Here is a 24,863-nt window from a genome sequence, read left to right as displayed (position 1 = left end):
TAAGGCCCTGAAATTCACTAAGGTTATCAGCATTATTTCAACTCATTCATAAGTAAAATATCTTAAAAAGCTATTAAGTTACTTCAAGGAGTGAAGCATGCAGTTAAGAGTAGGTTCTCTAGTAGAAAGCAAATCAGCTTTTACTGGAATTGGGAAAATTGTATCAATATCTGTTGAAAAAAAGAGTGCTAATGTAGGTTTTTTTATATCACCTCTATCTCCAGATTCAAATATAGTTGAAGTATCTGGTTCAGATTTAATTGGAAAGTCCGAACTATTTGAACAAACATTGGTTTATTGCCGTATAGGAAAATCAGAAAATTGGCGAGCTGGATTTTACAGTGGACAAAGACCGAACAATAAGCACCTAATCATATATAACTATGATGATTCAGACGTGGTTTCAATAGAAGATATATTTGTACCAAACTTATTAGACCAAACCCAATTCTCGCCAGCTGAGTTTCTGGCAGGAAGAGCTACAACCTCTCCTATGTACATTAATGATCGTACATCTTTTTTTAACTCCTATATAAATCAAAGGGCTTCATGCTCCTCAATATCCTCAATCCCTAGTAGTGCTGTTAATCTAGAAATACATCAACTATCCGTAGTTCTACAAGTCTTGAATGATAATGTACAGAAATACCTTCTTGGTGATGAAGTGGGGTTAGGTAAAACTATTGAAGCTGGGTTTCTAGTTCGTGAGCATATATTAGAATATACCGACAAGGCTTGTGTTCTCATTTTAACCCCTCCTTCTCTTGTTCAGCAATGGCAAGACGAAATGAGTCAGAAATTTCATTTAGAAGATGTTATGGATGAGGATCTGGATGAAGAAGATCAAAAAGTCTTTATAGGAAGTTTCCTTGATATTTTGACAAGTAAGTTTATTACTAAAAAACCTACAATGGTTGTAATAGATGAAGGTCACCAGTTGGGTTCGTTTGCTTGGGGTGACGACAATAAAGATGTATTTTCCCAAATAGCATCAGTTTGCCATCATTCTATTTCGACAATCGTTCTGTCAGGTACACCTATAACAGGGAATACCAAAAACTTCTTGGCTATGCTTCATTGCTTGAATCCAGATTCTTATCAATTAAATGATGATGGAATAGCATCATTTAATAATAAGATTGAAGAAAGAGAAAAATATTCAGGAATATATGGCGCATTAGTACCGGAAAGTGATGATTTCACTCTGGAGGGTATAGTAGAACAGGTTGAGAGTTTTGATTTTAAAGATGATGAATTAAATTTATTAATTGCTAATATTAAACCTCATATTGATTACTTTTCTGAAGAAAAAGATGAAAATCAACGTAAGTTCGCTGTAAAGGCATTACAAGATTACTTTGGGAATAAGTATAGATTATTCCAGCGTTTTATAAGAAACAGAAGAGGAAGTAAAAATAGCTATATCGAGCAAATATTCCCAGGGTTAGGAGATTGTAATACATCATCATGGCAGATAGGCGATGAATTTGTTTCATTAGATGAGCAATTAGATGATTACCGAAATTCTTTAATTCACGGAGATCAAAATTTTGTCGGAATTACACGTGAAAACTACTTCCAATGGTTAGATGCTTTACTTATATCTCCCTCTTTACTTGTAGCAAAGGCAAAGTCTGTATTGGCATCTAGTAACACCATTACAGATGAAGAAAAATTGATTTTGACAACAATGATTGAAATGGGTCATGTTGAGCAATCCAATAAAGATGAATTATTACTGGAAGAGATTACATCATGGCTGGAAAAAAAGAAGGATGGTAAAGTTGTCGTTTTTTGTGGGGATAAAACTGTAGCTGATAATGTATATAAGTTTTTAGAGCACCACTTGCCTTCAGTTGAAAGGCACATTGATGGCAAACTCCCAGTTTTCAATATATCACCTCAATATAATGTTCTGATATGTGACCAATCAGGAGAAGATGGCCTAAACCTACAAGGAAAATGTCGTCTAGCTATCCATTATAGTTTACCTAGAACGGTAATGAGAATTGAACAAAGAATCGGTCGTTTAAATAGATATAGTGCAAGTAGCACAGGAGTTCTTCCTGTTGAGAACTTAGTGCTTACTCCTTGTCGTGAGGGCTTTTATGCTTTTTGGACTCAGTTACTAAAAACTGATATAGGTGTTTTTAATCAAAATTGCTCAAGTATTCAATTGGTATTGGATGAGAAGATAGAATCTTATTGTGAAAGTATTATTCATCAGGGATATACACAATTAAACAAACTCTCAGAAGAAATAGCAGGAGAGTCTGGTTTAGTTACAAAAGAAAGAAAGAAAGTTGCAGATCAGGAAGTATGGAATGGAATGCAAGTAGATCTTTCTGAAATAAAAACATTTTCAGAAAGATTAAGAATTGTTGATGAAAATGCAGATGATTTAAGCAAAGAAATGCAAGGATGGATTAACAAGAGTCTTAGATTTGATTCTAGGAAGACTGAGGATGACAACTTTGTTTTTCAATATAAATTAGGAAAAACTAGATTAAATATCGATGACTTTATAAGTCACTGTATCTTAGGAATGGATTTTGATAGCGGTTTAAAGAACCCTTCTACAAAACCCATGAGCGCATCTAGAGACCAAAGTGCTAAAACTGGTTCATACCCATTTAGGTATGGACAACCTTTTGTTGATACGATCTATTCATTTTCTCAACAAACCACTTTAGGTATATCAAATGCGATAATCAGAGAGATTAATGTAGCTATTAAAGAGCCTAAAACTTTCTTTAAATTAAACTGGATTTGTACATTAGAGAGTGATTGCCATACAAGAGTTAGTCAGAGGAAAAACGATCGAAAACTTGCCCCCAAAACTTTAGAGCTTTGGGTAGACGAGTTGGGAAATGAAGTAAAAAAAGAAGCTTTATTAAATATACTGAATAAACCCTATGAGAAGTCACGTGATTTAACTAAAGGCCTATACAAGGATTACAATATTAGTGTAGGTTTTGAACAAGATATGTGGGATGCGGTTGATTCATTTTTAAGTAAAGATGAATGGCGAGATTTAGTGTTGGGTGTAGCATCGAGTTGTACCGAAAAAGTAAGAGCTGAACTTAATCAACAATATGATTTATCTTCAAGTGAGGAGTTTGGCATCAATCTATCTACTATGAGGTCTGTTACTTTGGTAGGTAAGTCGTAATGAATAATTTAATTATTTCCTCATTGTTTTCAGATACTGAGTTAAGGGATTTACATCATACGGTTGATAGTGTGATTAGCCATTATCCTGAGAATCATTTTGCACAGAGATTAAAAAAAGTAGTTGATGGGGATAACACGAGTTTATTGGACTTGCTTTTATCAGTTAAAGATTACTTATATTCATCTCAAAAAGAGTTGGGTAACCAGCACAATAATTTTCCAATACCTAGACGTTTATCTAGTGAAGAGGGAGTACTCTGCGCCAAAGCTATGCTGAATTATCAAACTGGCTCAAACTTCCTTACCCTATCATCTCCAGTAATTACTCAAAAATTAGTGGATGTGTACGAACAGAAACAAAAACGTAAAGTGAAAAAGGTAGAAATGGATTTAGCCTTAGTTTCAAGGCTATCAGACCAAAACTATAACCACTACTCTAGTGCAGGGCAAAGAATGGCTGTGAGGGTTGCTTTAACATGCTCCCAAGACTCGACTCTTTTTATTAACTTACCTACAGGGTGCGGTAAAACATTAGTCGCTCATGCCAGCATGCTGTTTAGTAATAGTAAGGCGCTAACAATCGTTATCGTACCTACTGTTGGTCTAGCTATAGAGCAAGGTAAAAGAGCAAAAGAATTACTTGAAAAAGCGGATGACTTTTCTGTTCAAAACTATGCTTGGCATAGCCAATTATCTGATGGTGACAAATCAGAAATTCGCGAGAATATAGACAATGATAAGCAAAAAGTAATTTTTACCTCTCCTGAATCAGTTACTGGAAGCCTACTGCCTTTATTATTCCGATTAGCTAAGCAAAACTCTATTGCGAATATCATAATCGATGAAGCGCATTTAATTGACACTTGGGGGAGTAACTTTCGCTCTGAATTTCAACGTTTTGGCGCCTTGGTTGCATCTTTAAGGCAAGTAAGCAATTCTCCTTTTAAAACAATTCTAATGTCTGCAACTTTTACGCAAAGCAATATTGATTCCTTAACAACTTTATACTGTGAGTCCGATAACAAACCAATTGTTGTTAATGGTAATTTTTTACGTCCAGAAATTAGTTCATCCTATAAAAATGAAGAAGAAAGCAGTCACCTTCAGTCAGTAGTAGATCGCGTGATTGCTTTACCCAAGCCACTGATTCTATATACAACACTTGTTCAGGATTCTATTGACTTAAGTTCTCATTTGAAAGCCACAGGGCTTAATCGAATTGGTCTATTTAACGGTAAAACTGATATTCACTCTAGAAAGAAGATAATTGAGCAATGGCAAAATGATGATTTAGATATAATTATTGCCACCTCGGCCTTTGGTGTTGGTATGGATAAGTCGAATGTAAAAAGTGTCATTCACGCTTGTATTCCGGATAATATTAATCGCTACTATCAAGAAATTGGCCGAGCAGGTAGAGATGGTAAAGCAGCTACATCCGAAGTTATTTATTATGACAAGCAAATAGCTAATGCCAAAAAAATTAATAGTGACAGTATCATATCAACGGAACTAGGTTTCAAAAAGTGGAAAGGTATGTGGGATAGGCGGGTTGAAGTCAGTTCTCATGAATTTTTGAAAGGAGACCTATATCAGTTAGATACTTCTTTTTATCATGAGGGACTCAGCAGTCGTAGTGATAGAAATGAAGATTGGAATTGGTTAACACTTCTGTTTATGCAGCGTGCAGGTTTAATCCGAATTTTCTATGATGTGCCAGAAGTTGAAGATGATAGTGAGTTAAATGATTTTGAAAGGAATATCCAACGAAAAGAGTATTGGAAAAGTTATAAATGCAAAGTTTTAGTTCAAATACTTAATGAGCAATACCTTTCTAATTCATATTGGGAAACTAATATTAAAAAACACAGGAAAAAAGAAAAGAAGACTCAAGATAATGGTTTTTTAACTTTATCTGAGAATATAACTTCTCAAAAACAACCTATTTGTAAAGAGTTAGTAAAGTATTACACAGTGAATGGTTATAGTCCTCAAAGAGCATGCGGAGGTTGCATGACTTGTGAAGGGTTCTTACCGTCAGTAGGAGATGATGTCTCGGTTGATAATTACAGTTCAAAGCAATTATTACCTGACTCTTTAAATGATTATATCTCTTTTGATAATATCTGCAGTGTTTATTACGATAAAACTCAGGATCTTACATCCCCATTAAAATGGTCTTTATTCATTAAACTAATGCTTGATAGAAAATACATTATTGCTGTCAAGGGTGACCTCGAATTCTTAAAAAAACTAGCGGGGAAAAAGAACGGGCTGAAGTCTTTTAAACCATTTTGGATTTCTCAGAATTATCTTGATAACAGTAACCTTTGGCCATCTTTACATATAAATTCATCTGTTGATTCAGATGTTTTAATTCCATCATTTGAAGAACAGACGACATTCTTTATAGCTGAATTTACCCAAAAAACAAAAAAAAATAAATACCGATTGTGGTGGCAAGATAATAATAAATCTATTCCATTAACAAACTTCATTAAAATAGTTGAGAAAAACACGTGTCAGTAATTAACAACGCCAGTGCGGGTAGTCACATTCCATCTTTAATCTTTGTCGATCGCCTTTTGAACCGCAAGATCACCAAATCTTCAGAGTTTATTTCTATCGACTCGATAATTAGTCAAAACTCACCTGAAAGTTTGTTTATAGATGATAAAAAAGATAATGAAGATAACTTCAAACTAAAAGGTAACCCAAAAAAGAAGTTACCAGAAACTCTGCAATTTTGGATAAAGCAAGGTCTTTGGGAAAGTACAGTCGAAGGAGTTAAGGCTTTTTCAGCACTATCTAATGATTCTAATATACATGCTAGGATTGTACGTTCTGTTTTTAATAAAAAATATGATCTTCAAACAGGTTCATCAATCGAACCGCTTATTAGAGGGATTTGCTTATTTCTTGCTTTAGATAAATGTACTTTTGCGGGGAGTGAATTTTTTAAATCTACTGATATCCCCCAAATAAGTGCTAAATATATTCCAGATAGAACAGTCGATCATACTCGTTTAACTATTAATGATTCAGAAAGTCTTACATTTGCTGAGTACGGTTTACTTTTAGGATATATGGAGAAAGTTAGTAAAGATAAGTATGTTGTCGACCCTACACGACTCATAAAGGTTTTTCTGTCTGACATCTTTACAGATTTAAACGAAGATAGAATCAACATTCAGACATTTATTGAGAAATTAAATAGTTATATTCCTATTTTTGATGGAGGGAAATACAGAGTGGAAATAGAGGCTATGATGCAGACTAAAAAAAGTGACTGGAAGCCAAGCCCTTCTCACACACTATCTAAGAGTTTAAGTCATGCTCTATATCGTTTAAATTTAGAAGGTTATTTATATTTAGACCGACTTTCGGATTCAGTCAATGCTGTTTCACTTCCCTTGCCTAATGGCCAAACCCGAACAGTAAGCCATATTCGAATTGTTGGAGATAAGTAATGAATTTGCAGAACTATTGGCCAACTAAAGAAAATATTTTTGATTGCATTAAAACTGAAGCCGAAGAGTTGTCAGATCATACATTATTATCAGTGCATGAACCTATGCACTTGAAAAAATATGATGAAAAGGGATCAAAAGATAATGCAACAGAAAATGATTTACTAAAGCACTTTTTGAAAATAGAAAGACCTATTCCAATAGTTGCATCGGCGGGTATGGGGAAGTCACACCTAATAAGATGGTTACATGCAAAATTAAAGGTTCAAAAAGTTGTTTCTGATGAAAGGTGGCAAATAGTTCGGCTACCAAAAAATGCAAGCTTAAGACAAACCTTAAACTTGCTGTTAGAAGGATTAGAAGGTGAAGTATTTGATCAAGCAAGAAAGAGGGTTGATCAAGTTGGTAGTGCTTTAAATGAACAACAAGTAGCTGATTTATTTGTAACCTTTATATCTCATCGAGTTAAAGATATCGGGGGGGAAACTGCAAAATATCTTCAAAGTCTTAATCAACGCCCTGACAATTATGCTGAGTTAAGGCAACGCATGAGTATGTCGAATTTACTGCCTACTTTAATTACAGATATTCTATTTAAATCTCAATTGTTGAGTGGTGATAGTTGCGTATTTAGTATCGCTACAAGATGGATCAAAGGGGCTTCAGACCAAGAAATAAATGATACAGAGTATGAGCTTACATTAGAAGATTTTGAGGTGATGCTCGAGTCTATAGAAATTGACAATTTGGCGTTACCAGCAAGAAAAGTTATCAGTGATCTCAGGTTGGATACTGATAAAGAGCAAATAGTAAAAGCCGTAGCCATGTTAAATGAAGCGATAGGAAAGGCGACTCAAACAGCTTTTCAACAGTTATTTCAGTTTAACAATGGTAACTTTCAAGACTTATTTAAAGAAATTAGGAGACACTTAAAAAGCTTAGGTAGAACTTTAGTTATTTTAGTGGAAGATTTAGCCGCTATATCAGCAATAGAAGATGTATTGATTGATTGTTTATTAGAGGAACGTCAAGAAGACCTTTGCATATTAAGGTCTGTCCTAGCGGTGACAACGGGATACCACGGGTACATGCGTAGACAAACTACCATTAGATCACGGGCTCTTTTTGAGTGGCATATCGAGCAAGATAGCGATAATCAAGATAATATTCCCAAACGAATTGTGGACTTTTGTAGTAGGTATATAAATGCAGCAAGGTTTGGTAAAAAATTACTAGAAACAAAGGTAAACTTAAATAACCAAAATGACATAGTACCGGTATGGGAATGTGACCTTTCTGAAGTAGAATCAGAACAGTTAAATGCCTTTGGTACATCATCAGTTGGAATACCACTATTTCCCTATAACAAACAAGCAATTAACACGTTAACTAAGTGGTACTGTATAGATCAGGACAAAAATATTGTCTTTAACCCAAGAGATGTAATAAATAGCATTCTTTTAAACTTACTTAGAGATCATAGGGACGATTATTTAGAACAATACTTCCCACAAAATTTGTTTATTAAAGAAAATCGTACATCACTAAATAGTGAAATACAGAGTTTAGGGTTAAATTCACCTAAGAAAGCTCAAGTTCTCTCTAGTATTTGGGGAAATGGTAATAACCTCAATTCAATTCAAAAGTCTTTAAATAGTAATATAGCTTTAGCTTTTTCTATGAACGACTTTGCTCAAAAATTAACTTCGGATATCGATATAGGAGTTGCAGATAAACCTGAAGGACCAATTATAGATAACGATAGTAATAACGCCAAACCTAAAAGTGATGATGATGTTATTCAAAAAGAAATTCAACTTTGGTTTAATGGTGATGCACCTATATCTATAGAGTCAGCTAAAAGAATAAGAACTCAACTTTTAGAAATGATTGAAAGTTTTCAGCCTTCATCGTGGGCCGGTTTTGAAAATGCAACAATATTTACTGACAGAAATAAAAACGTATATGAAGCCGTATTTAAAAGAGGACCCCTCTTTTTAATTGATATACCTTATGCGGAGAATAATCCCCCAAGTTGTGTTCATTATTTTTGCACGGATACAGATTTTCAAGATGATAAAAAATCAATGTTCTTTCAACGTTCCGCGCTTGCAATTCTTAGATATCATAGTTTTAACAAAAAAGAAGAAACTAAGGATTGGAATTACCCCGAAGGTTATGACGATTTCATTTACTACTCTAAATTTGCTCAGTTTTGGGTCCCCAAAGCGATTGATATCATGCTAAAAGAAATTAGAGGTAAATACTTAGTTGACTCATTAGCAAAGCACATCCTGTTAACTAACGGATTAGGTCTTAAAATTGAAAATACCTTACAAAATACACTATTAAAGAAATCTATTCATATTAAAGAAAGCTTAAAGCCGGCTATAAATGATAAATATCAAGAGTTTAGAGAGGAGTTACTGTGTAAGTGGGATGAAACACAGCGGGTATGGCTGAGCTTAATTCAAATTAGTAATGTTGCTTTTGATAATGATATTTTTAATTTTGCTCATAAAAAAGCAAAAAAGCTAAATCAAGAACTCTTAAGCTCATCACAGAAAAGACTTAAAAATGATGCTGTTCAGGAGTTAAAACCCAACATCGAATTGATAAATAATCACCTTAATGATTGTGCTAATAAAGAAGAGTTTATTAGTTTACTAGATGAAATAAAGTCTATTTATAAAAGTATATTAGATATGGGACTATACCCAAATGGCTTTGTTACAAGGGAAACATTAAATAAGGATATTAATGAATTAACCAAGAATATCAAATGGAACGAGGTCCAGAATAGCATCAAATTATTATCTGTTTCTGATGAAAGTAAACAATTGGAAATCCTTTCATCATTGGATGGTGGTGTTATTAAAAGTGTATGCAAAGTTTTAAAGAACTGGCAGCAATTTAATAGTAACGTGTTTTCTAAAATTGAGAAAATCAATGATACAACCAGCACAAAGCAGGTGGATAAAATAAATAAAGAAATAAATGATTCCTTTGCCTCAATTGAAGTGATTCTAAATGGGTTCAGTGATCATGTTTTGGAGGAAATTAAATGAGCACATTAAAATATCAGGTTGAAAAGCTTCAAAACCAAATAAAGCTTTCTTCTAATGCTCAGGAAAATGAAACGATCATAAAGGCAAACTCCAATATATTAAATCGTCTAAATAAATCTCTAGCTGAACTTACAAGTAATAAGGCTAAATTCGATGTTATGCCTCTTATCAGTAATCTCGATGAGCATTTAATTCCTCGTCTTGAAGGAGGTGAAGGTTTTTTAATTAGTGAATCATCAGGATTAGTTATAGGTGATGATGTTAAGGGGTTACTAGTCGATGCTAATAATTCCATCTCTATTTTTACTGAAAAATGGAAAGAGTTAGAACACAAAGCACAGCAGGATGATTCGTTACAAAATTCAATTCTATCTTTGAAAGGTCTTACTGAAAGAATTGGCGAATTAAATGATAAGTATTGGGACAAGTGGTTAGCTAATTTAGAGAATAGTTTTGTTGTAGAAGAAGTTGTTTTAGAGCAACAAAGCAGTCTTGGTAAAAAAGAGACTTATCAAAAATATAACAGTCTTAAAGCCAGTTTTGACACAGAGAAAACTTCAAAAAATGTTAACTCTGGTTTAGTTTTCTCTCTAAATTCTTTAAAAGAAAAGTTGGTCACATTACGAGGAGAAATGGATACCTCTGATCTACCTGAAGGTGTTGCTAAATTTTTAAAAGAACTTGATGCTCCTTGGTCTACTCCAACATTAGAGCTTTTGACGCCTACTGTTTTTGAGTGGTTAACCAAACAAGGACTACTTTCAAAATTAAAAATTTCACGTTAATAATAAGCTAATTTAGTAACATAGAGGGAATTATGATTGAACAAAGCCTACTTTTATCTTGTCTTGATTTGATTGAAGAAAAAGAAATTAAATTATTAACATGGGGTGACACGAGCTTTTATTTTAATAAGAGTGAAATTATAGAACTCATAAAGTTACGAACACCATCTGATTGGGAAGAGATATTTGAGGAGTTATGTGAGCAAAGTCTAATTGTAGAAGTAAAATCGCCTTATACTGTTGACGGTTATCGTTCTCGAATGGCCGAAGCAATTTATCTATATAGCAATTTAAGGCAATGGTTTCATGGCCAAGATTTAAGAAGTGCCAAAACCTTAGTCTCCGACTTTCGTTTTATTCGTCGCCCCCGCCAATATCCTAACAGAAACGTGGCATCTTCATTGGCTATTAGCCAACTAAAAGAAAAATTGAATCTGCCTAATGAGCACAGTCAAGTATTGCTTTCATTATTAGGTGAAGGTAGTAAATCATTCAACCTCTCAAGGTTTCAAATAAGAGCTACAGAAAGAGTATTAGATAAGTACTCAAAACACATGTCTAGTTCAAGACCGAATCAACCTTCGGGCACTATTGTGTGTTCAGGAACTGGTAGTGGTAAAACTCTTTCCTTTTACTTACCAGCTTTGACACAACTATCACAAAATATTTGCAATGATCAAAGTAATCGAGTTCAAATATTAGCAATCTATCCTCGAAAAGAACTACTTAAAGACCAATATAATGAAACGTTTAAACAAGCAAGACTATTAGATGATTACTTGTTAACTAATAATAAACGGAAAATTAAAATAGGTACTTTTTTTGGTGATACATTAGATGGTGATTACTTAAATGATAAGCTCAAGTTTAATGCCATTGATTTTGATTTATTAATGTGTAAATGCTCTGGAAATTTAAAGTGGTTAGAAGAAGATGTAAAATTAAAGAAAGAAATACTGACTTGTAGTCGCTGTGGAAATAAAATTAATGATGATGAGGTTGCACTAACTCGACAATCTTCGGAACCAGATATTCTTTTTACAACTACTGAGATGTTAAACCAACATCTAGCAAACAGTAAATATAATCATCTTTTCGGCGTTGATACTAACAAGCCAATCCCACTAGTTCTACTTGATGAAGTTCATACCTATGAAGGCACAACAGGTGCCCAAACGTCCTATTTACTTAAACGGTGGATGAAGCGTTCAGACAATAGCCCCCACTTTGTTGGACTATCAGCAACCCTTAGTGACGCAGCTGGTTTTTTTGGCAGTTTAACAGGAACAGCAAAACATAATGTTGAGTTAATTGAACCTCTACCTTCAGAAATCATAGAGGAAGGTGCTGAATATCTATTGGCTTTGCGAGGCGATCCCGTCTCTCAATCAGCACTTTTATCAACAACAATTCAAGCATCCATGTTAACCCGGCGTTTGTTAGATAGTAATAGCAGTAAAGAACCGGCATCAAAGGGTACCTTCGGTACCAAAACGTTTGTTTTTACGGATGATTTAGATGTTAATAACCGACTTTTTGAAATGATTGCAGATGCCGAGGGCTGGAATCATGCATTTAAAAAACTTACTCCTGAATCTAAACCGTTAGCATTTTTAAGAAGCCCCAAACATGACAATTATCCACCGAATCAAGAACAGATTCAGTTACTTGGTCAAGATTGGTCGAATTGTGAATATATTGGACATAGTATAGATGAAGATGACCGTGCAGAAGTAGGTCGAACTTCAAGCCAAGATTCAGGGGTAAGTGAAACGGCTGAAATTATTGTTGCAACAGCCTCCTTAGAAGTTGGATATAACGACTCTAAGGTTGGGGCGGTTATTCAACATAAAGCACCAAGGGGCGTAGCATCATATCTTCAAAGAAAAGGGCGTGCAGGAAGAACTCGAGGTATGAGACCTTGGATGGTTACAGTCCTTTCTGATTATGGACGTGACAGAGTAGCGTTTCATCGATATGAAAGTTTGGTAGACCCAGAAATTAAAGTGAACAAACTGCCTGTTGGAAATAACCATATTCAAAAAATGCAAGCAAGCTTGGCTACTTTGGAGTGGCTAGGTAAAGAGGTTGGTAAAGGAAGTATTTGGTATTATCTTAGGAACCCGAATAAGCACTTAAATAATAAAAAATATTTATCTAAATTAGAAAAGACTATAAATATCTTGCTAGATAGTTCATGTAACAGGAATGCACTAACAGCATATTTAGCCTCATCACTTGGAATTAATCGTCTGGAGGTTGAAAAGCTTTATTGGCAACCTCCGCGTTCTTTATTAATGGACTTTTTACCTAGTTTATTACAAAAGCTACGTACAAATTGGTCTGTAAACGGGCAAGAGTGGTTAGGTGTTCAAAGCAAAGGTTCTCCTATGCCTGAGTTTATACCGGCTACATTATTTAGCGAACTAATTCTCCCGTCACTTGATATCTCGTTACTTAGAGGGAGTAGAGAGGCGAGAACTCAGGAATTGCAAAGTATGGGGTTCTTTCAGGGATTAAAAGAATATGCTCCGGGAAGAATTTCGAAACGATTTACATTAAATAACCGTTATGAAACTGATTGGCTAGTCCCTGAAGGTTTTGAGCCAGAGGTAGGAGTTGATTATGAAATAGACTTCGAAGTTGAAGATGCTTTTGGACTAAATAAAGACTTTATTAAAGAAATAATTTATAAGCCTGGTACTCAGATGAAAATCTATCAACCAAGGCAGATACTAACGAAACGACTTGAACTAAAGAATGTTACAGAAACAAGTAATGCTTTTTTGAACTGGGAGAGCATATTTGAAATTGATGAAGACAAGCATCAACTGTCACTTCCTGCTAATTGTGACTGGAAACGTCATTTAAGTAATGTTTGTTTTTTTGAGCACAAACATATGCAACCAATTGAGGTTACAAGGTATACAACGGGATCTAATGCTCAGATTAAATTTAAGACTAAGGAAGCATCAAATATTAAATTAAATTGGCAAGAACAAGGTGAATCAGTTGGTATTGGGACTATTCTATTTGTCGATGGAATGAGGTGGAACTTTACATTCTCAGATGAGCAGTTACTTAGTTTAGGGACAAATGAAAACGTTGAATCTTCTTTACGCTTTTCTTTTGTTCAAGATTGCTTTGTAAATTCTTCTATTTTTAATAATACATTTCAAGCAAATTGGGTATTTGAGTGTGTTACTACCACAGTGATATTCATTTCAACGCAAAAAAACTTATCTCTTCAAGACTCTATTACGTTTTTGAGTTCAAAAGAAGGACGAGAGTTACTAAATACTATCCCTCTAGAATTATTTCAATTGAATGTATTAAGTGAGGACGAAGATGAAGAGCAGGCGTTACAAAGTGAGTTGATTTCCCTTTTATCGAACGATTTAATTATTGGTGAAATTAGTAACTTATTAACCCCTTTATACACTGAATTGTCAGGTGATTCGTATATTTCATGGTTGAGAATATTAATGTCAAATACCCTCTCTGGAGGCATTAATCAGTTGGTAAGTACGGTATTACCAGATGTTGGTGATAATGATTTAAATGTAGATCCGGTATGGATGGGTGATGACTTAACTATTTGGTTAACTGAGAATGAGTCTGGTGGTGTGGGTATAATTAATAGGTTTGAGAACGTATACAGTAGTGATCCTCTTAATATTCTAAATCATTTTTCTAGGAGTTTTCAGGCAGGTGATTATGAACAAGTTGACTTCGACATTCATCAATTATTATCAAAACTAGAGTGTGACGAAAACTTAAAGTCTTCTTTTAAGGCTCATAGAGACTCACAAAAATTTAGTGCACGAGTTAAAGCCAATTCAACGATTAATGACAACTTAAGAAAGATGGGAGTCATCTTATCTCACAACTTCAATAGCATACTTCATACTCGAGTATTAAAGGCCGGCAGCTCTAAAGAAACAGATAAAGATTTAAAGAACTGGATGGATAGATGGAGAGAAATTGAAAAAGAGTTAAAAATAGAGATCCCTTTAAACATAGCATCATTTTTAATCGCTAAAGAAATCACATCTGATACCAATGTAACTATAAACAAGCTAAAAGATAAAGTTATCGGACAGTTATGGCCTAGAGGTAATGTTATACGACAATCAAGTACGCAGTTTTATAACCGTTTCTTGAATGGAAATAATAGAACAGAAAGGTTACTTGTAGAGCAAATGATATCAGGTAATGGCGAAATCATAAATTATGGAAATAACTGGGAGGTTGAATTACATAAAGCAATTATACGTAAAGGAATAGTTAAACTTGTAATTTCATCAGAACACTTATCTAAATTGAATCAAATTATATTAAAGATAAATACAATTCAGATAGACCAACTGGGCATGTTCTTCCACATTAGAGTGAATAGAATTGATAGGCAGTTAGGGGAAATCATATTGTTTGTCGAACTGGCGGAGGCTATTCAATGATTAATTCTAATTCTCGTAAAATATTAACAAACACGCCATTAGGTAAGCGACATTTAAAAGAGGTTTTAGGAAGTACTTTTGCAGGGCTAATACTATCACCGCAAGAAATATGGTTAGTAACAGCCTGGTTTACTGATTTTGAAATACTCGATAATCGCTCTGGAAATTGGAGTTACCTTAATGCGAGTTGGGGTAATAGAATGATTACCTTTATAGAGTTATTAGAAACAGCTGTGCTGAATGGTTGTAAACTCAACCTTGTAGTTAATGAGACTAAAACAAATGATTCTGCACTTAACCTATTGAAAAACAAGCTTCTCAATGAAGAAGGATTTAGGTTTGAGATATCAGAAAAAGTGCATATTAAAGGGTTAGTTACAGAGTCGTGTTTTTTTGATGGTTCAATGAACTTTACTTTTTCAGGTGCAAATAGAAATGACGAGTTAGTCACTATTTCAGGTGATACCCATCAAATTTCAACCACTAGGATTGATTTCAATAATCTTTATTTTAAAAACTATCAACAAAAAATAAAAGCGATAGAAAATCCAGTTATTGAAATTGAAGAAGATGAGGATGATGAACATGACTTTTTCTAACTATCCATCTTGGTTTGTAGACTTTTTTACAGCCGAGAATGCAATTGAATTTGAGAAACCCGTGGAAGAAATCTCTGACTCTATAAATTTATTATTGTTAAAGTCTATACGCAATTTGGAATCTAAAACTCCATTCTTTTTACCGGCTTATGTAAATGGTCAATTGTACTTCTATGGTATGTGCCCAGACAAAAAATCATTAAACGAGTTGAAGAACTGCTTATATTACGGATTAGGATCTTCACATACCTCATCTTATGAAATAATAAAGTCACCCGACCTTAAGTTTGAACAGCCATTATTATTTAATCAATCGCACGGTGTAATCAGGTTCACTCAAGTTAATACCGACAACTTTAAGGAAGATACTAGTTATATAGTTAAAACGTTAAATGAAGTCTCTGCCCGATTTGAAGAAAAGCCTAACTTTGCCAGTGTAAGGTTACGTCCAATAGGACGCATTCTACGTGATTTCTTTGTAGCAAGCCGTGAAGGTGATGGCGATAGTACATCTACTTTCTATAATGAAGCTAAAGGCTCTGGTAAGTTAAGCCATAGAAACCTAGTTGGTCTTGAACTTCAATCCTTGGCTATTAATGCATCATGGAATGCAATACTTGAACATGAGAGTTTACCTGATTATTTAGCCGGTATAGTTCCAACGAGAATCTACCATTTATTAATTCGTGCATTGATGCATGTTAACCATTTAGATTTAACTGATCTATCAAACGTAGATTGGGTTGGTTTAAAAACTAATTTAGTCGATTATGAATCGTTTTTGCTTTCTAAACCCAGACTGAAAGAAGAATATAAATATAAAGAGGACTGGGAAGCTTGGTCTGCTTTGGCTGTCAGTATTGGAATTAACAAAAACGACATCGTGTCATTTTTACCTAGCTTTATTACAGAAGAGTGGGTGAGTGAGTTATTTGGAAAAGTTGAATCCTTCATTGAAACTCGTAAGGCTTTCTCAATAGATTCATCAAAACTTCAAGCTTTATTAGATAGCCCTATAAGTCTTGATGTAGTTGCTCAAGTTCTTGATTACTCAAAGGCATGTATGCCTTCTGAGGTTAATGAAATATTTAGTTGGCTAGAAGAGCTTCCTTTTGATATTCGTCAAAAAACAAAAGCGTCGGCTCCCTTTAGGAAGTTATGGAGTTCATTAGAAGATTATATATATGGTAATAATAATGAACCGGAAATTATTGAAGAAAGTGAGGTTGTTGAACCCGCAGCAGTCACTAAGAGCTCAGTTATTAACTCTTGGAATGACTGGTTTAAACTCTATGCAAGTGGGGATCTTATTAACTTTGATTTAATAAGTGAATGGCAACCTTGCGACTTCGATATTAAATTTATTACTGAGGCAATATCAACTTCAGCAGATGCCGAGAGTATTCGAAATATAGCACCTCATTTACTAAGTTGGTTAGATGATAACAAGGTAGAAACCACAAGCACTTTTTGGTTGGGACTTATTGAACTAATTGCAATGGATGATGAAACTTCATACATAACTATTGGCTTGATGAGAGACTTAATTCAAGGCTTACTCAATACACCTCATTCTAAAGAACAGTACTCGTCTGCAATAGAAGCTTTTGAGGTTGTTGTAAAAGTGGAAATAAGTCGAAAATCACTACCTGTCATTATTGAATTTAGCGAAATGTTATTTGATTATGCAATAAAGTCACCGGAAGTATTGAGATATCCACTATGGAATGGCATATGCCAATATTCGATAACTCATTGGTCTGATATTGATTTTGAACTACAAACAGTTCTTAAATGGCTAGATAAACACATAGCACCAGAAAATAAGTCTTTTGATCATTTAGTGATTGAAGACAGTTCCTCTAATGAAGAAACAAAAGTTTCTTTAGAAGATAAGCTAATCGGTATATCAACACTTACCGAGAAAGCAGGACAACGGGCTGCTGAAATGTTACAGAGCTTATTTCCAGGAGTTCTTGTTAAACTGAACCATGATAAAGTCGCTACAGATAAGTTGAAGAATCTTGCTTCAAGTGCAGACTATTTTATTTTCTGTAATAAGAGTGCAGCGCACCAATCATATTATGCAGTTAAGGCTATTAATAAAGATATTATCTATTGTGATGGTAAAGGTAGTTCTTCAATTATAAGAGCGTTAACAGACTTCATTAATTAGCTAATACGTGATTTTTTGGTAATTCCTTAATAAGAAACAGAAGCAATGAAAATATACAATATGTAAACCTTTACAAGAACAGTTCATTCAGATGTGATATATCTTTTAGTTTACTTGTAGACATATACAATGCCCGCCTATTCAATTTAAATATAAGTATTAAGATAGGCGGATAATGACATATTCAGTTTAAGTATTTGATCGGATCTGTACAATTGTTCAACTCAAAAGCTTCCAATCTTTCAACACAAGAACCACATGTCCCACAGGCTTTTTCCTGTCCTTTATAACATGTCCATGTCTTAGAGTAGTCTAGGTCCATTTTAATGCCATCTTTAAGAATACCTATTTTATCAGTATTTAAATATGGAGCATGAACATAAACAGGTTCAAAATTTGCAACTTTAGAAGCTTGATCCATTACTTTCACGAACTCTGGTCGACAGTCTGGATAAATTAAATGGTCACCAGAGTGAGCACCGTACCAAACACCTTCAGCTTCGATATCTACAGCGTAACCAATGGCTAAGGATATGAGAATCATATTTCGGTTCGGCACAACAGTCGATTTCATATTTTCTGCTTCATAATGGCCATCAGGGACATTAATGTCGTCTGAAACTAATGACGAACCGGTAAATAATGTCGATATGGATCTTATATCTAAAATTTTGTGTGGAACATTAAGTTCATTACACACATTTTGTGCATAAATAAGCTCTTTATTATGCTTTTGACCATAATCGAAAGACAGTGCATACACATCAAAACCTTCTTTTACTGCTTTGTTTAAAGCCGTAAAAGAGTCCATGCCTCCAGAATATATAACTACTATTTTTTTCATAACTTTAGTTCCAAACTTCAACCCTGTACTTTCGCAACAAATAATTAGTTAGCTTTTGTATATCTCTTGTAATATTTTGTAGCTCATTCCATTTAACTTTATCTTCAGAACCGAAATCCCAATAACCATTAGTCCATTTACAATATACTTGCATTTTTTCTAAGTCTGCTTTGAACTGCTCGTAGGTAACAGTTTCTAACTGTTCGTCTGTATGGTATCTATCAAAAATAGCATCCATAAGATGACCTAAAGCAGACATACCTGCGCCATGCATCAGTCTAGAATCCTTCGGCTTTTTACCCCAGGCTTCTGGAAAAACATCTCTCACTGCACTCCAATAATTAGATAATATTTCTATCATTAATTTGAAATCGCCTTTACCTGTGGATGGATCTCTATAATTGTATAAAGCTCCTTCTGCAAGACTAGCTTCTATTAACTTTAGTATCGAATTATCTTTTACAACACCAGCAGGGTTGGTGGCTGTTTGTATTATTTTATAAAATGGAGAACTTTGATTATGATTTAATTCATTCAATATTTTTGCTGGGAATCTTCTTTTTTGTAATCCTGCTGATAATTTAGTTTCTGTAAATGGTAGTAACTCATAAATTAAACCTTTTGGTAAAGGCTTTGTTGAATTCACTAGTATGAACTGTTCTCTCTGTTCTTGGGCATCATCAGTGATAAACGCGTTAACGGGCATTTGAAACGTGTCAATTTCAGCTTCTCTTAGCGCTGCTGCACGTTGTTGACCATCAACAATTAGACCAGGTTTGTCTGCGTCGAAACTTGTAATTGGTATGACTAATTCACCAAAATTATTATTATCTGCCGAAGGAATAAACTTAACCGTTTTATTAAATGCTATAACTAAAGCATTTGGAATCATAGGATTATCAGATTCTAAATAACGCTTAATTTCACCTATATGATTTGACACTTCAGGTCTTTGGTAACCAATCAATTCGTCTTCATGTCTCTTTACCCTTGAAATAGAAGCTATAGACTGAATTTCCTTACCTCTAATTGCAAAGCTAAATAGTGATCTTCCTGGACCTTGTTCTATTTTTAGTGCTGGTACGTTTATATAATTCATTATTAATTCCGTTCGATTTAATTCAATTCTCTTTGAAGTTTTTCATAAGCAATATACAAATTATGAAAACCTCTTCTTCTATTTCGCGCCGCACCTCGTTTTAGTAACGTATGTATACCAATTTCTTGACATATTTCGCAGGGACACTTTTTCCAAGGCTTATCAGTTAGCACTTTGTTCATTGCATCTATTCTTGACGATTCAGGGCTATAAAGTTTTTCATAATTAACTAATTTATTTAAAAGACTTTCTTTCGATATATTACCCAAATCAAATTGTACGACTGCATTTAAACAATCTTTTTCTAAATCAAAGGCCTCATTTTGATCGATAGCACCTGTTTTAACTAATTTACGCATATTATGGTTGGCATCAACTTGTGGTAGGCCAATTGAAGTATAGTCATCTTGATGGGTATGATAATTGAATTTATCATCTTTCAACCCTTTCATTAAAGGTGAAGTACTATCAAATGAAGTAACTCCAAATTTAGCAAATTCTGTTATGAAATCTAATCGATTAATACCTAAAAGATGAAATTTGGTATCTTTATTTCTTATATCATTTACATGCTTTAAGACAGATAATATTTCAGTACTCTTTAATGGTATCATTCCACCTAAGGCAATCGTTTTATAACCCATTTTCTGTAAAGCTATAACTGAACTAGCATAAGACTCAGGGTTCCACCCATGAGCAACCCCATAAGGAACAAAATTCAATTTAGTATTAGCTTTTAAAAAATCATTGGCGAGCGTTAGAGTAATCTCTTGACGTCTTTGGCATTCTTTAAGTTGTTCGTTAATAACTTTTTTCTTAGTACTTTCAAAGTCAAAAATAATATGATCTAGCGATATACCATTTGTAAACCCTGAATTCACATAGAACTCATTCACTTCATCAATTGTATATAGTGGTTCATACTCTTTTGCATAACTAAAAGCCCCACAATCGCCCATAGTTTCATATGATTTGGGTAACCTGAAGAATTTATAAACACCTTCACGGAAAAAACGCTGTCGTTGAGCTACCGAGTACCTACCTTTAACACCATTTAAACCATCGACAATAGCTTTAGAAACTAATATCCCATCATATACTGGTTTACTGAATAACTCATGCGCGTATTTATCATCTCTTTGGATAACTCGATGCTCATTATTAGTTTCTTTTATAAAATCAAAGGTAGGATCTACGTAATCATGACTATCTGGAAAAAAAAACTTAACTTTTGCCATTTTTACTTACCTCTCGAAAGTTTGTATTTTTTATTTCAACTAATAATTCACTATATATCTTACTGAACCTTTTGTGTTCGCACCCCATACCTTGATCTCTCATTTTTTTTAGTAGTTTAGTAGTAGAAATCTTAGTTAGTGTACTATCGTTTAATTCAGTTAGGATGAAATCAATAACATTTTTATCTGTCATTTTTCTTCTATTTATATGTTTAACTGGAGATGACCCTAGTAGCAACGCATTATACATTTTTTGTACCTGAGGATAGGTAGGCTCTTTTAAAGAAAGGCCTTTAAATATATATCTAGCTAGCCTGATAATTAGAGAAACGCGACTCCCTCCTAGCTGCTCACAAAAGTCTTCCTTAGCTTGATAAAAACATTCTTTTAAAGATAAAGATAAATCCTGCTTACTTGAGAAAATATATGTGTTGTGAAGATTTATTACTCCACATGAAGCAAGATTATCTAATTCTGGCTCAATAACCTTTAGGTAATTAGGAGGTAAAGCAATAAAAAAAATGTCACCTGGGTGATCAAAATATATTTTCTCAATAGAGCTCTCTCTTCCCTTATGAATATCTTTCCACCAACATCGATTTTTTTCTTTTAAATTCTCTTTAGAGTAAAATTTAGATACTGAATTTTCATCATTTGAATTAAAAGTAGCATTATATGAACATATTTTGGTATCCGCTGAAATTAGCCCATACCCAGCCGAAACAATCCACAAAGAGGCACCTAAGCGCTCAATATCTTTAACTTTTGCCCAATGATCTCCAGCATAAGCATCTAGAGCAGGTAATAAATCTACTTGTTTACTCAGAATCTTTGTCCAATTTTCTGAGGGAGAAATAGCATCTTTACTAATATCCTTAAGATGTACTTTACTTGTTAATTTATGTAATTTTCTACTGGTGCAGTTAGTAATTAAATGAATTTTCAAAAATTATAGACCTTTGTAAATCACACCACAGGTACAGGTTTCCATCAATTCGATGGCTGATAGTTCAGGGAGTAACGGCTTTAACTGATCCCATATCCATTTTGAAACTATTTCTGCTGTAGGGTTTTCTAAGCCTTCTATATCATTAAGGTAATGATGATCTAATTGTTCATATATAGGCTTAAATATTTTTTTTATATCAGAAAAATCAATAAACCACCCTGTATTCTCATTTACCACACCTTCAAGATAAATACGTACTTTATAAGAGTGTCCATGAAGTCTTCCACACTTATGCCCATCGGGAACATGTGGTAACCTATGTGCAGCTTCAAACATAAAGTCTTTATAAATTGTACTATTCATTTACTTCTCCATTAATTCAAACCACATTGTACACTAGTATTTTAGCGCCAGCCACTACTATAGATTGTCAAAGATTCGAATTTTGATATAGTTATATGCCTACTTAAAAATGGTGAAATCATGAAATTAGAGCATAAAAAAGCCTTTGTAAAAATTATTCTTACACTTCAAAATGATCATCACGGATGTAAAGAAGAGGCCGTTAATTTAGCAAAAGAAGCTTTAGGTTTTGAAATAGACCATAATTTGATTAGAGAAATGATTAATGTAATTTCTGAGGATGAAATTAATAAAATTGTAAAAACCATCTCAGTATACTGACAGACATTTTTACTAATTAAGAGATCGGCTAACAAATTTTTTATAATATGTAAGCCAACCAACTTACTCATTAGACCCTATAATACGTTATTTTTTATCTAAATTTTGAGGAATAGGACTGATATCACTATTTCTTGATAAATTTATCTTACTGTTCGTATACCTATAATTAAACTTTCAAATTATACTAATATCGTTTTTACACAAGCTAATAAAAAAACCATAATGGGTACACAAAGAAGGTAGCAAGACGAATTATATTAGATAGCTGGTAAACGTCCGACTAAGATATTTACCAACTATATTTTTTATATCTGAAAATATCTTTCGTTTCAATCCAGGGAATAAACACTGCCCCACAAAGTTGTCAACATCTACTTGTTAAACGAAATTCATTTTTGGTACCAATACTGAATTCTATATAGCCCTATTATATTGCTTAATATTTCTTTTAAACATGTATAGCATATACCTTTCATTCAAAAGTTTGAGGTGATTATTTTTATAATACATTAGACCTCTTTCTTACTTTCTCTTCAATCCAATCATCTACTTCTGACTCCAACCAGGCCACCGATTTAGCACCTAACAATACTTGCTTAGGGAATGTTTCTTTAGCCATAAACTCATAAATTGTTGAGCGGCCAAGTGATGTTTTTTCGATTACTTCTTTTAATTTGATTAAACGCATGGAGTTTCTCCGGTTGGTTATTAGTACATAACCTTTCCGGAGTCAGTATTTTTTTATGCTCTTCAAACAAAAAACTTACACATATACATCACTAACTTGCATGAACCACTTAAGAGGAATTTACAATGCAAGATCAACAGTCGTTATATGAATTTAAACACCCCGTAAATGATGAGCAGATACTAGAAGCCGCTGCATACATAATCGCTAAAAAGCAGTTTAGAGATGGCGTTTTAAATAGCCCTAATGATTGCGAAGAGTACTTAAAACATAAACTTGCGATACATGAACATGAAGTATTCGCCGTACTGTTTTTAGATAGCCAGAACCGCATACTGGAGTTTAAAGAGCTATTTAGAGGCACTATTAACGCTGCTAGCGTTTATCCTAGAGAAGTCGTTAAAGAGGTGCTGGAGCTTAATGCTGCATCCGTTATATTGGCGCATAACCACCCTTCCGGCGTTACTACCCCATCTCAAGCGGACAAGCTTATTACTACCAAACTTCAACAGGCACTTAATCTAATAGATGTGTCAGTACTTGATCACATCATCATTGGTGAAAGCACGTATTCATTTGCTGAACATGGTTTAATTTAAAAGGAGTAAATATGGCGTTAAAAATAGAGCAAGTAGCAGGCCTTAAAGTGCCTGACTCTTTTATTGGTGTGATTGTAAGCGCAGTTGCTAATGGAGGTGACTCTGTAGGTGGGGCAAAGGCGGTTACTCTAAACTTTAGAGATCCAGATTACAGCTCTGAAGCTGGGGGCTTTCACCCAGTAGAAGTTAGGTTAGAAAAGCAGTCCACCAGCTGGCAGCTTATTTATATTACTGACTTTTCGTATCAGGGCCGTCATACCCCTGAACTGATAAAAGAAATTGATGTGTGCTTTAGCATTAAGCAGGTTTATCACTTTTTAGCTGGTTGGTTGAATGCTCGAGAAGGTAAAGAGTTGTTAGCCTTGTTCATTTCAAACTTTGTCGAGTACTACAACACAAGTTGTTATCAGGTTACGGTTACAACTGAATAAAAGGAGGTTTTTATGGCTGAAGTACAAGCAGTTAAAAATCTTGATACAGTAAGGCTCGTTAGCTATTTACTAGAAAAACGTTGCTCAAGGCAAATGAGTCAAATATGGAATATAGGCTTGAATCTCGCGCTTAGAATATCTGACTTACTTGCAGTAAAGTTCACTGACATAAATAACGATAGGTTGATTATTTATGAGTCAAAGACCTCGAAATTAGCTGAAATAAAGCTAAATGATAAGGCGCTTACCTTAATCAACGAAATTAAGCTTACTCATCCACACCACATCTACTTATTTCAATCATACCGAAATCAACAAGCAATTAACTCAAAGCCCAAACCTCTATCTCGTAGAGCGGTTACAAAAGCATTTGCGCTAGTTGGTGAAGAACTAAACATTCATTTAGGTACTCACTCTATGCGTAAAACACGCGGTTATCACTTGTATCAGAAAACCCACGACATCGCCCGAGTAATGAAAATGCTTCGCCATAGCTCCGAAGCAACAACACTTCGTTATATAGGCATAACACAGGAGGAAATAGACAAAGACTTTGAAGAACTAGAGCTATAACCCTTCGTAGCGTCATTCTGGCG

18 protein-coding genes are annotated in these 24,863 nt (G+C 34.1%); 12 read left to right on the top strand and 6 right to left on the bottom strand.

Annotated features, from left to right (window positions below):
- Positions 1-97 precede the first annotated feature (97 nt).
- From dpdE to dpdD, 8 genes are read left to right on the top strand one after another with little or no spacing between them, the layout of a single operon-like run.
- Positions 98-3,172 carry a protein DpdE gene (gene dpdE, locus AC27JL_RS15750; protein ID WP_487196035.1) on the top strand — a complete coding sequence of 1,025 codons (3,075 nt, stop codon included), beginning with the start codon at positions 98-100 and terminating at the stop codon, positions 3,170-3,172.
- Positions 3,172-5,703: a protein DpdF gene (gene dpdF / locus AC27JL_RS15745; RefSeq protein ID WP_487196034.1), complete on the top strand. Its 2,532-nt coding sequence runs from the start codon at positions 3,172-3,174 to the stop codon at positions 5,701-5,703. Before dpdE ends, dpdF begins: the two co-directional genes overlap by 1 nt.
- Positions 5,694-6,644 (top strand): protein DpdG, encoded by a 951-nt coding sequence (dpdG, locus tag AC27JL_RS15740; protein WP_487196033.1) that lies wholly within the window; start codon positions 5,694-5,696, stop codon positions 6,642-6,644. Before dpdF ends, dpdG begins: the two co-directional genes overlap by 10 nt.
- Positions 6,644-9,712 carry a protein DpdH gene (gene dpdH / locus AC27JL_RS15735; RefSeq protein WP_487196032.1) on the top strand — a complete coding sequence of 1,023 codons (3,069 nt, stop codon included), beginning with the start codon at positions 6,644-6,646 and terminating at the stop codon, positions 9,710-9,712. The genes dpdG and dpdH overlap by 1 nt, the downstream gene beginning before the upstream one ends.
- Positions 9,709-10,497 (top strand): hypothetical protein, encoded by a 789-nt coding sequence (locus AC27JL_RS15730; protein ID WP_487196031.1) that lies wholly within the window; start codon positions 9,709-9,711, stop codon positions 10,495-10,497. Before dpdH ends, AC27JL_RS15730 begins: the two co-directional genes overlap by 4 nt.
- A gap of 32 nt (positions 10,498-10,529) precedes the next feature.
- Positions 10,530-14,957 (top strand): protein DpdJ, encoded by a 4,428-nt coding sequence (gene dpdJ / locus AC27JL_RS15725; protein ID WP_487196030.1) that lies wholly within the window; start codon positions 10,530-10,532, stop codon positions 14,955-14,957.
- The gene (gene dpdK / locus AC27JL_RS15720) at positions 14,954-15,556 is read left to right on the top strand and encodes a phospholipase D-like domain-containing protein DpdK (RefSeq protein ID WP_487196029.1); all 603 of its coding nucleotides are present in this window, start codon (positions 14,954-14,956) and stop codon (positions 15,554-15,556) included. Before dpdJ ends, dpdK begins: the two co-directional genes overlap by 4 nt.
- The gene (dpdD, locus tag AC27JL_RS15715; RefSeq protein WP_487196028.1) at positions 15,543-17,732 is read left to right on the top strand and encodes a protein DpdD; all 2,190 of its coding nucleotides are present in this window, start codon (positions 15,543-15,545) and stop codon (positions 17,730-17,732) included. Before dpdK ends, dpdD begins: the two co-directional genes overlap by 14 nt.
- Positions 17,733-17,916: 184 nt before the next feature.
- Here dpdD and queC read toward each other — a convergent pair whose 3' ends face one another.
- Genes queC through queD form a run of 5 tightly spaced genes read right to left on the bottom strand, consistent with a single transcriptional unit; the run spans position 17,917 to position 22,225 of the window.
- On the bottom strand, positions 17,917-18,576 hold the full coding sequence (gene queC / locus AC27JL_RS15710; RefSeq protein WP_487196027.1) for a 7-cyano-7-deazaguanine synthase QueC: 660 nt from the start codon (positions 18,574-18,576) through the stop codon (positions 17,917-17,919).
- 4 nt (positions 18,577-18,580) lie between these two features.
- Positions 18,581-19,675 (bottom strand): DGQHR domain-containing protein DpdB, encoded by a 1,095-nt coding sequence (gene dbpB, locus AC27JL_RS15705; protein WP_487196026.1) that lies wholly within the window; start codon positions 19,673-19,675, stop codon positions 18,581-18,583.
- Between the two features lie 17 nt (positions 19,676-19,692).
- Positions 19,693-20,913: a tRNA-guanine transglycosylase DpdA gene (gene dpdA / locus AC27JL_RS15700; protein WP_487196025.1), complete on the bottom strand. Its 1,221-nt coding sequence runs from the start codon at positions 20,911-20,913 to the stop codon at positions 19,693-19,695.
- Positions 20,900-21,859, bottom strand: a complete 960-nt coding sequence (locus AC27JL_RS15695; protein WP_487196024.1) for a hypothetical protein — start codon at positions 21,857-21,859, stop codon at positions 20,900-20,902. The genes dpdA and AC27JL_RS15695 overlap by 14 nt, the downstream gene beginning before the upstream one ends.
- A 3-nt stretch (positions 21,860-21,862) precedes the next feature.
- Positions 21,863-22,225, bottom strand: a complete 363-nt coding sequence (queD, locus tag AC27JL_RS15690; RefSeq protein ID WP_487196023.1) for a 6-carboxytetrahydropterin synthase QueD — start codon at positions 22,223-22,225, stop codon at positions 21,863-21,865.
- Positions 22,226-22,345: 120 nt separating this feature from the next.
- Between queD and AC27JL_RS15685 the strand changes: the two genes are divergently transcribed.
- Positions 22,346-22,546: a hypothetical protein gene (locus AC27JL_RS15685; RefSeq protein ID WP_487196022.1), complete on the top strand. Its 201-nt coding sequence runs from the start codon at positions 22,346-22,348 to the stop codon at positions 22,544-22,546.
- 502 nt (positions 22,547-23,048) lie between these two features.
- Here the strand turns inward: AC27JL_RS15685 and AC27JL_RS15680 are convergent.
- Entirely contained in the window at positions 23,049-23,237 is a 189-nt protein-coding gene (locus AC27JL_RS15680) for an AlpA family transcriptional regulator (RefSeq protein ID WP_487196021.1), read from the bottom strand.
- A 125-nt stretch (positions 23,238-23,362) separates the two neighbouring features.
- On the opposite strand from AC27JL_RS15680, the gene radC reads away from it, so the two are divergent.
- From radC to AC27JL_RS15665, 3 genes are read left to right on the top strand one after another with little or no spacing between them, the layout of a single operon-like run.
- Positions 23,363-23,836 carry a RadC family protein gene (gene radC, locus AC27JL_RS15675; protein WP_487196020.1) on the top strand — a complete coding sequence of 158 codons (474 nt, stop codon included), beginning with the start codon at positions 23,363-23,365 and terminating at the stop codon, positions 23,834-23,836.
- Positions 23,837-23,847: 11 nt separating this feature from the next.
- Positions 23,848-24,267 carry a DUF2787 domain-containing protein gene (locus tag AC27JL_RS15670; RefSeq protein WP_487196019.1) on the top strand — a complete coding sequence of 140 codons (420 nt, stop codon included), beginning with the start codon at positions 23,848-23,850 and terminating at the stop codon, positions 24,265-24,267.
- Positions 24,268-24,279: 12 nt separating this feature from the next.
- Entirely contained in the window at positions 24,280-24,840 is a 561-nt protein-coding gene (locus AC27JL_RS15665) for a tyrosine-type recombinase/integrase (protein ID WP_039488704.1), read from the top strand.
- Positions 24,841-24,863 lie beyond the last annotated feature (23 nt).

Source organism: Pseudoalteromonas sp. 4NS20-0020, assembly GCF_057554385.1.
Note: the sequence above shows the minus strand (reverse complement) of the source record. Positions and strands in the feature narration are given on the sequence as shown.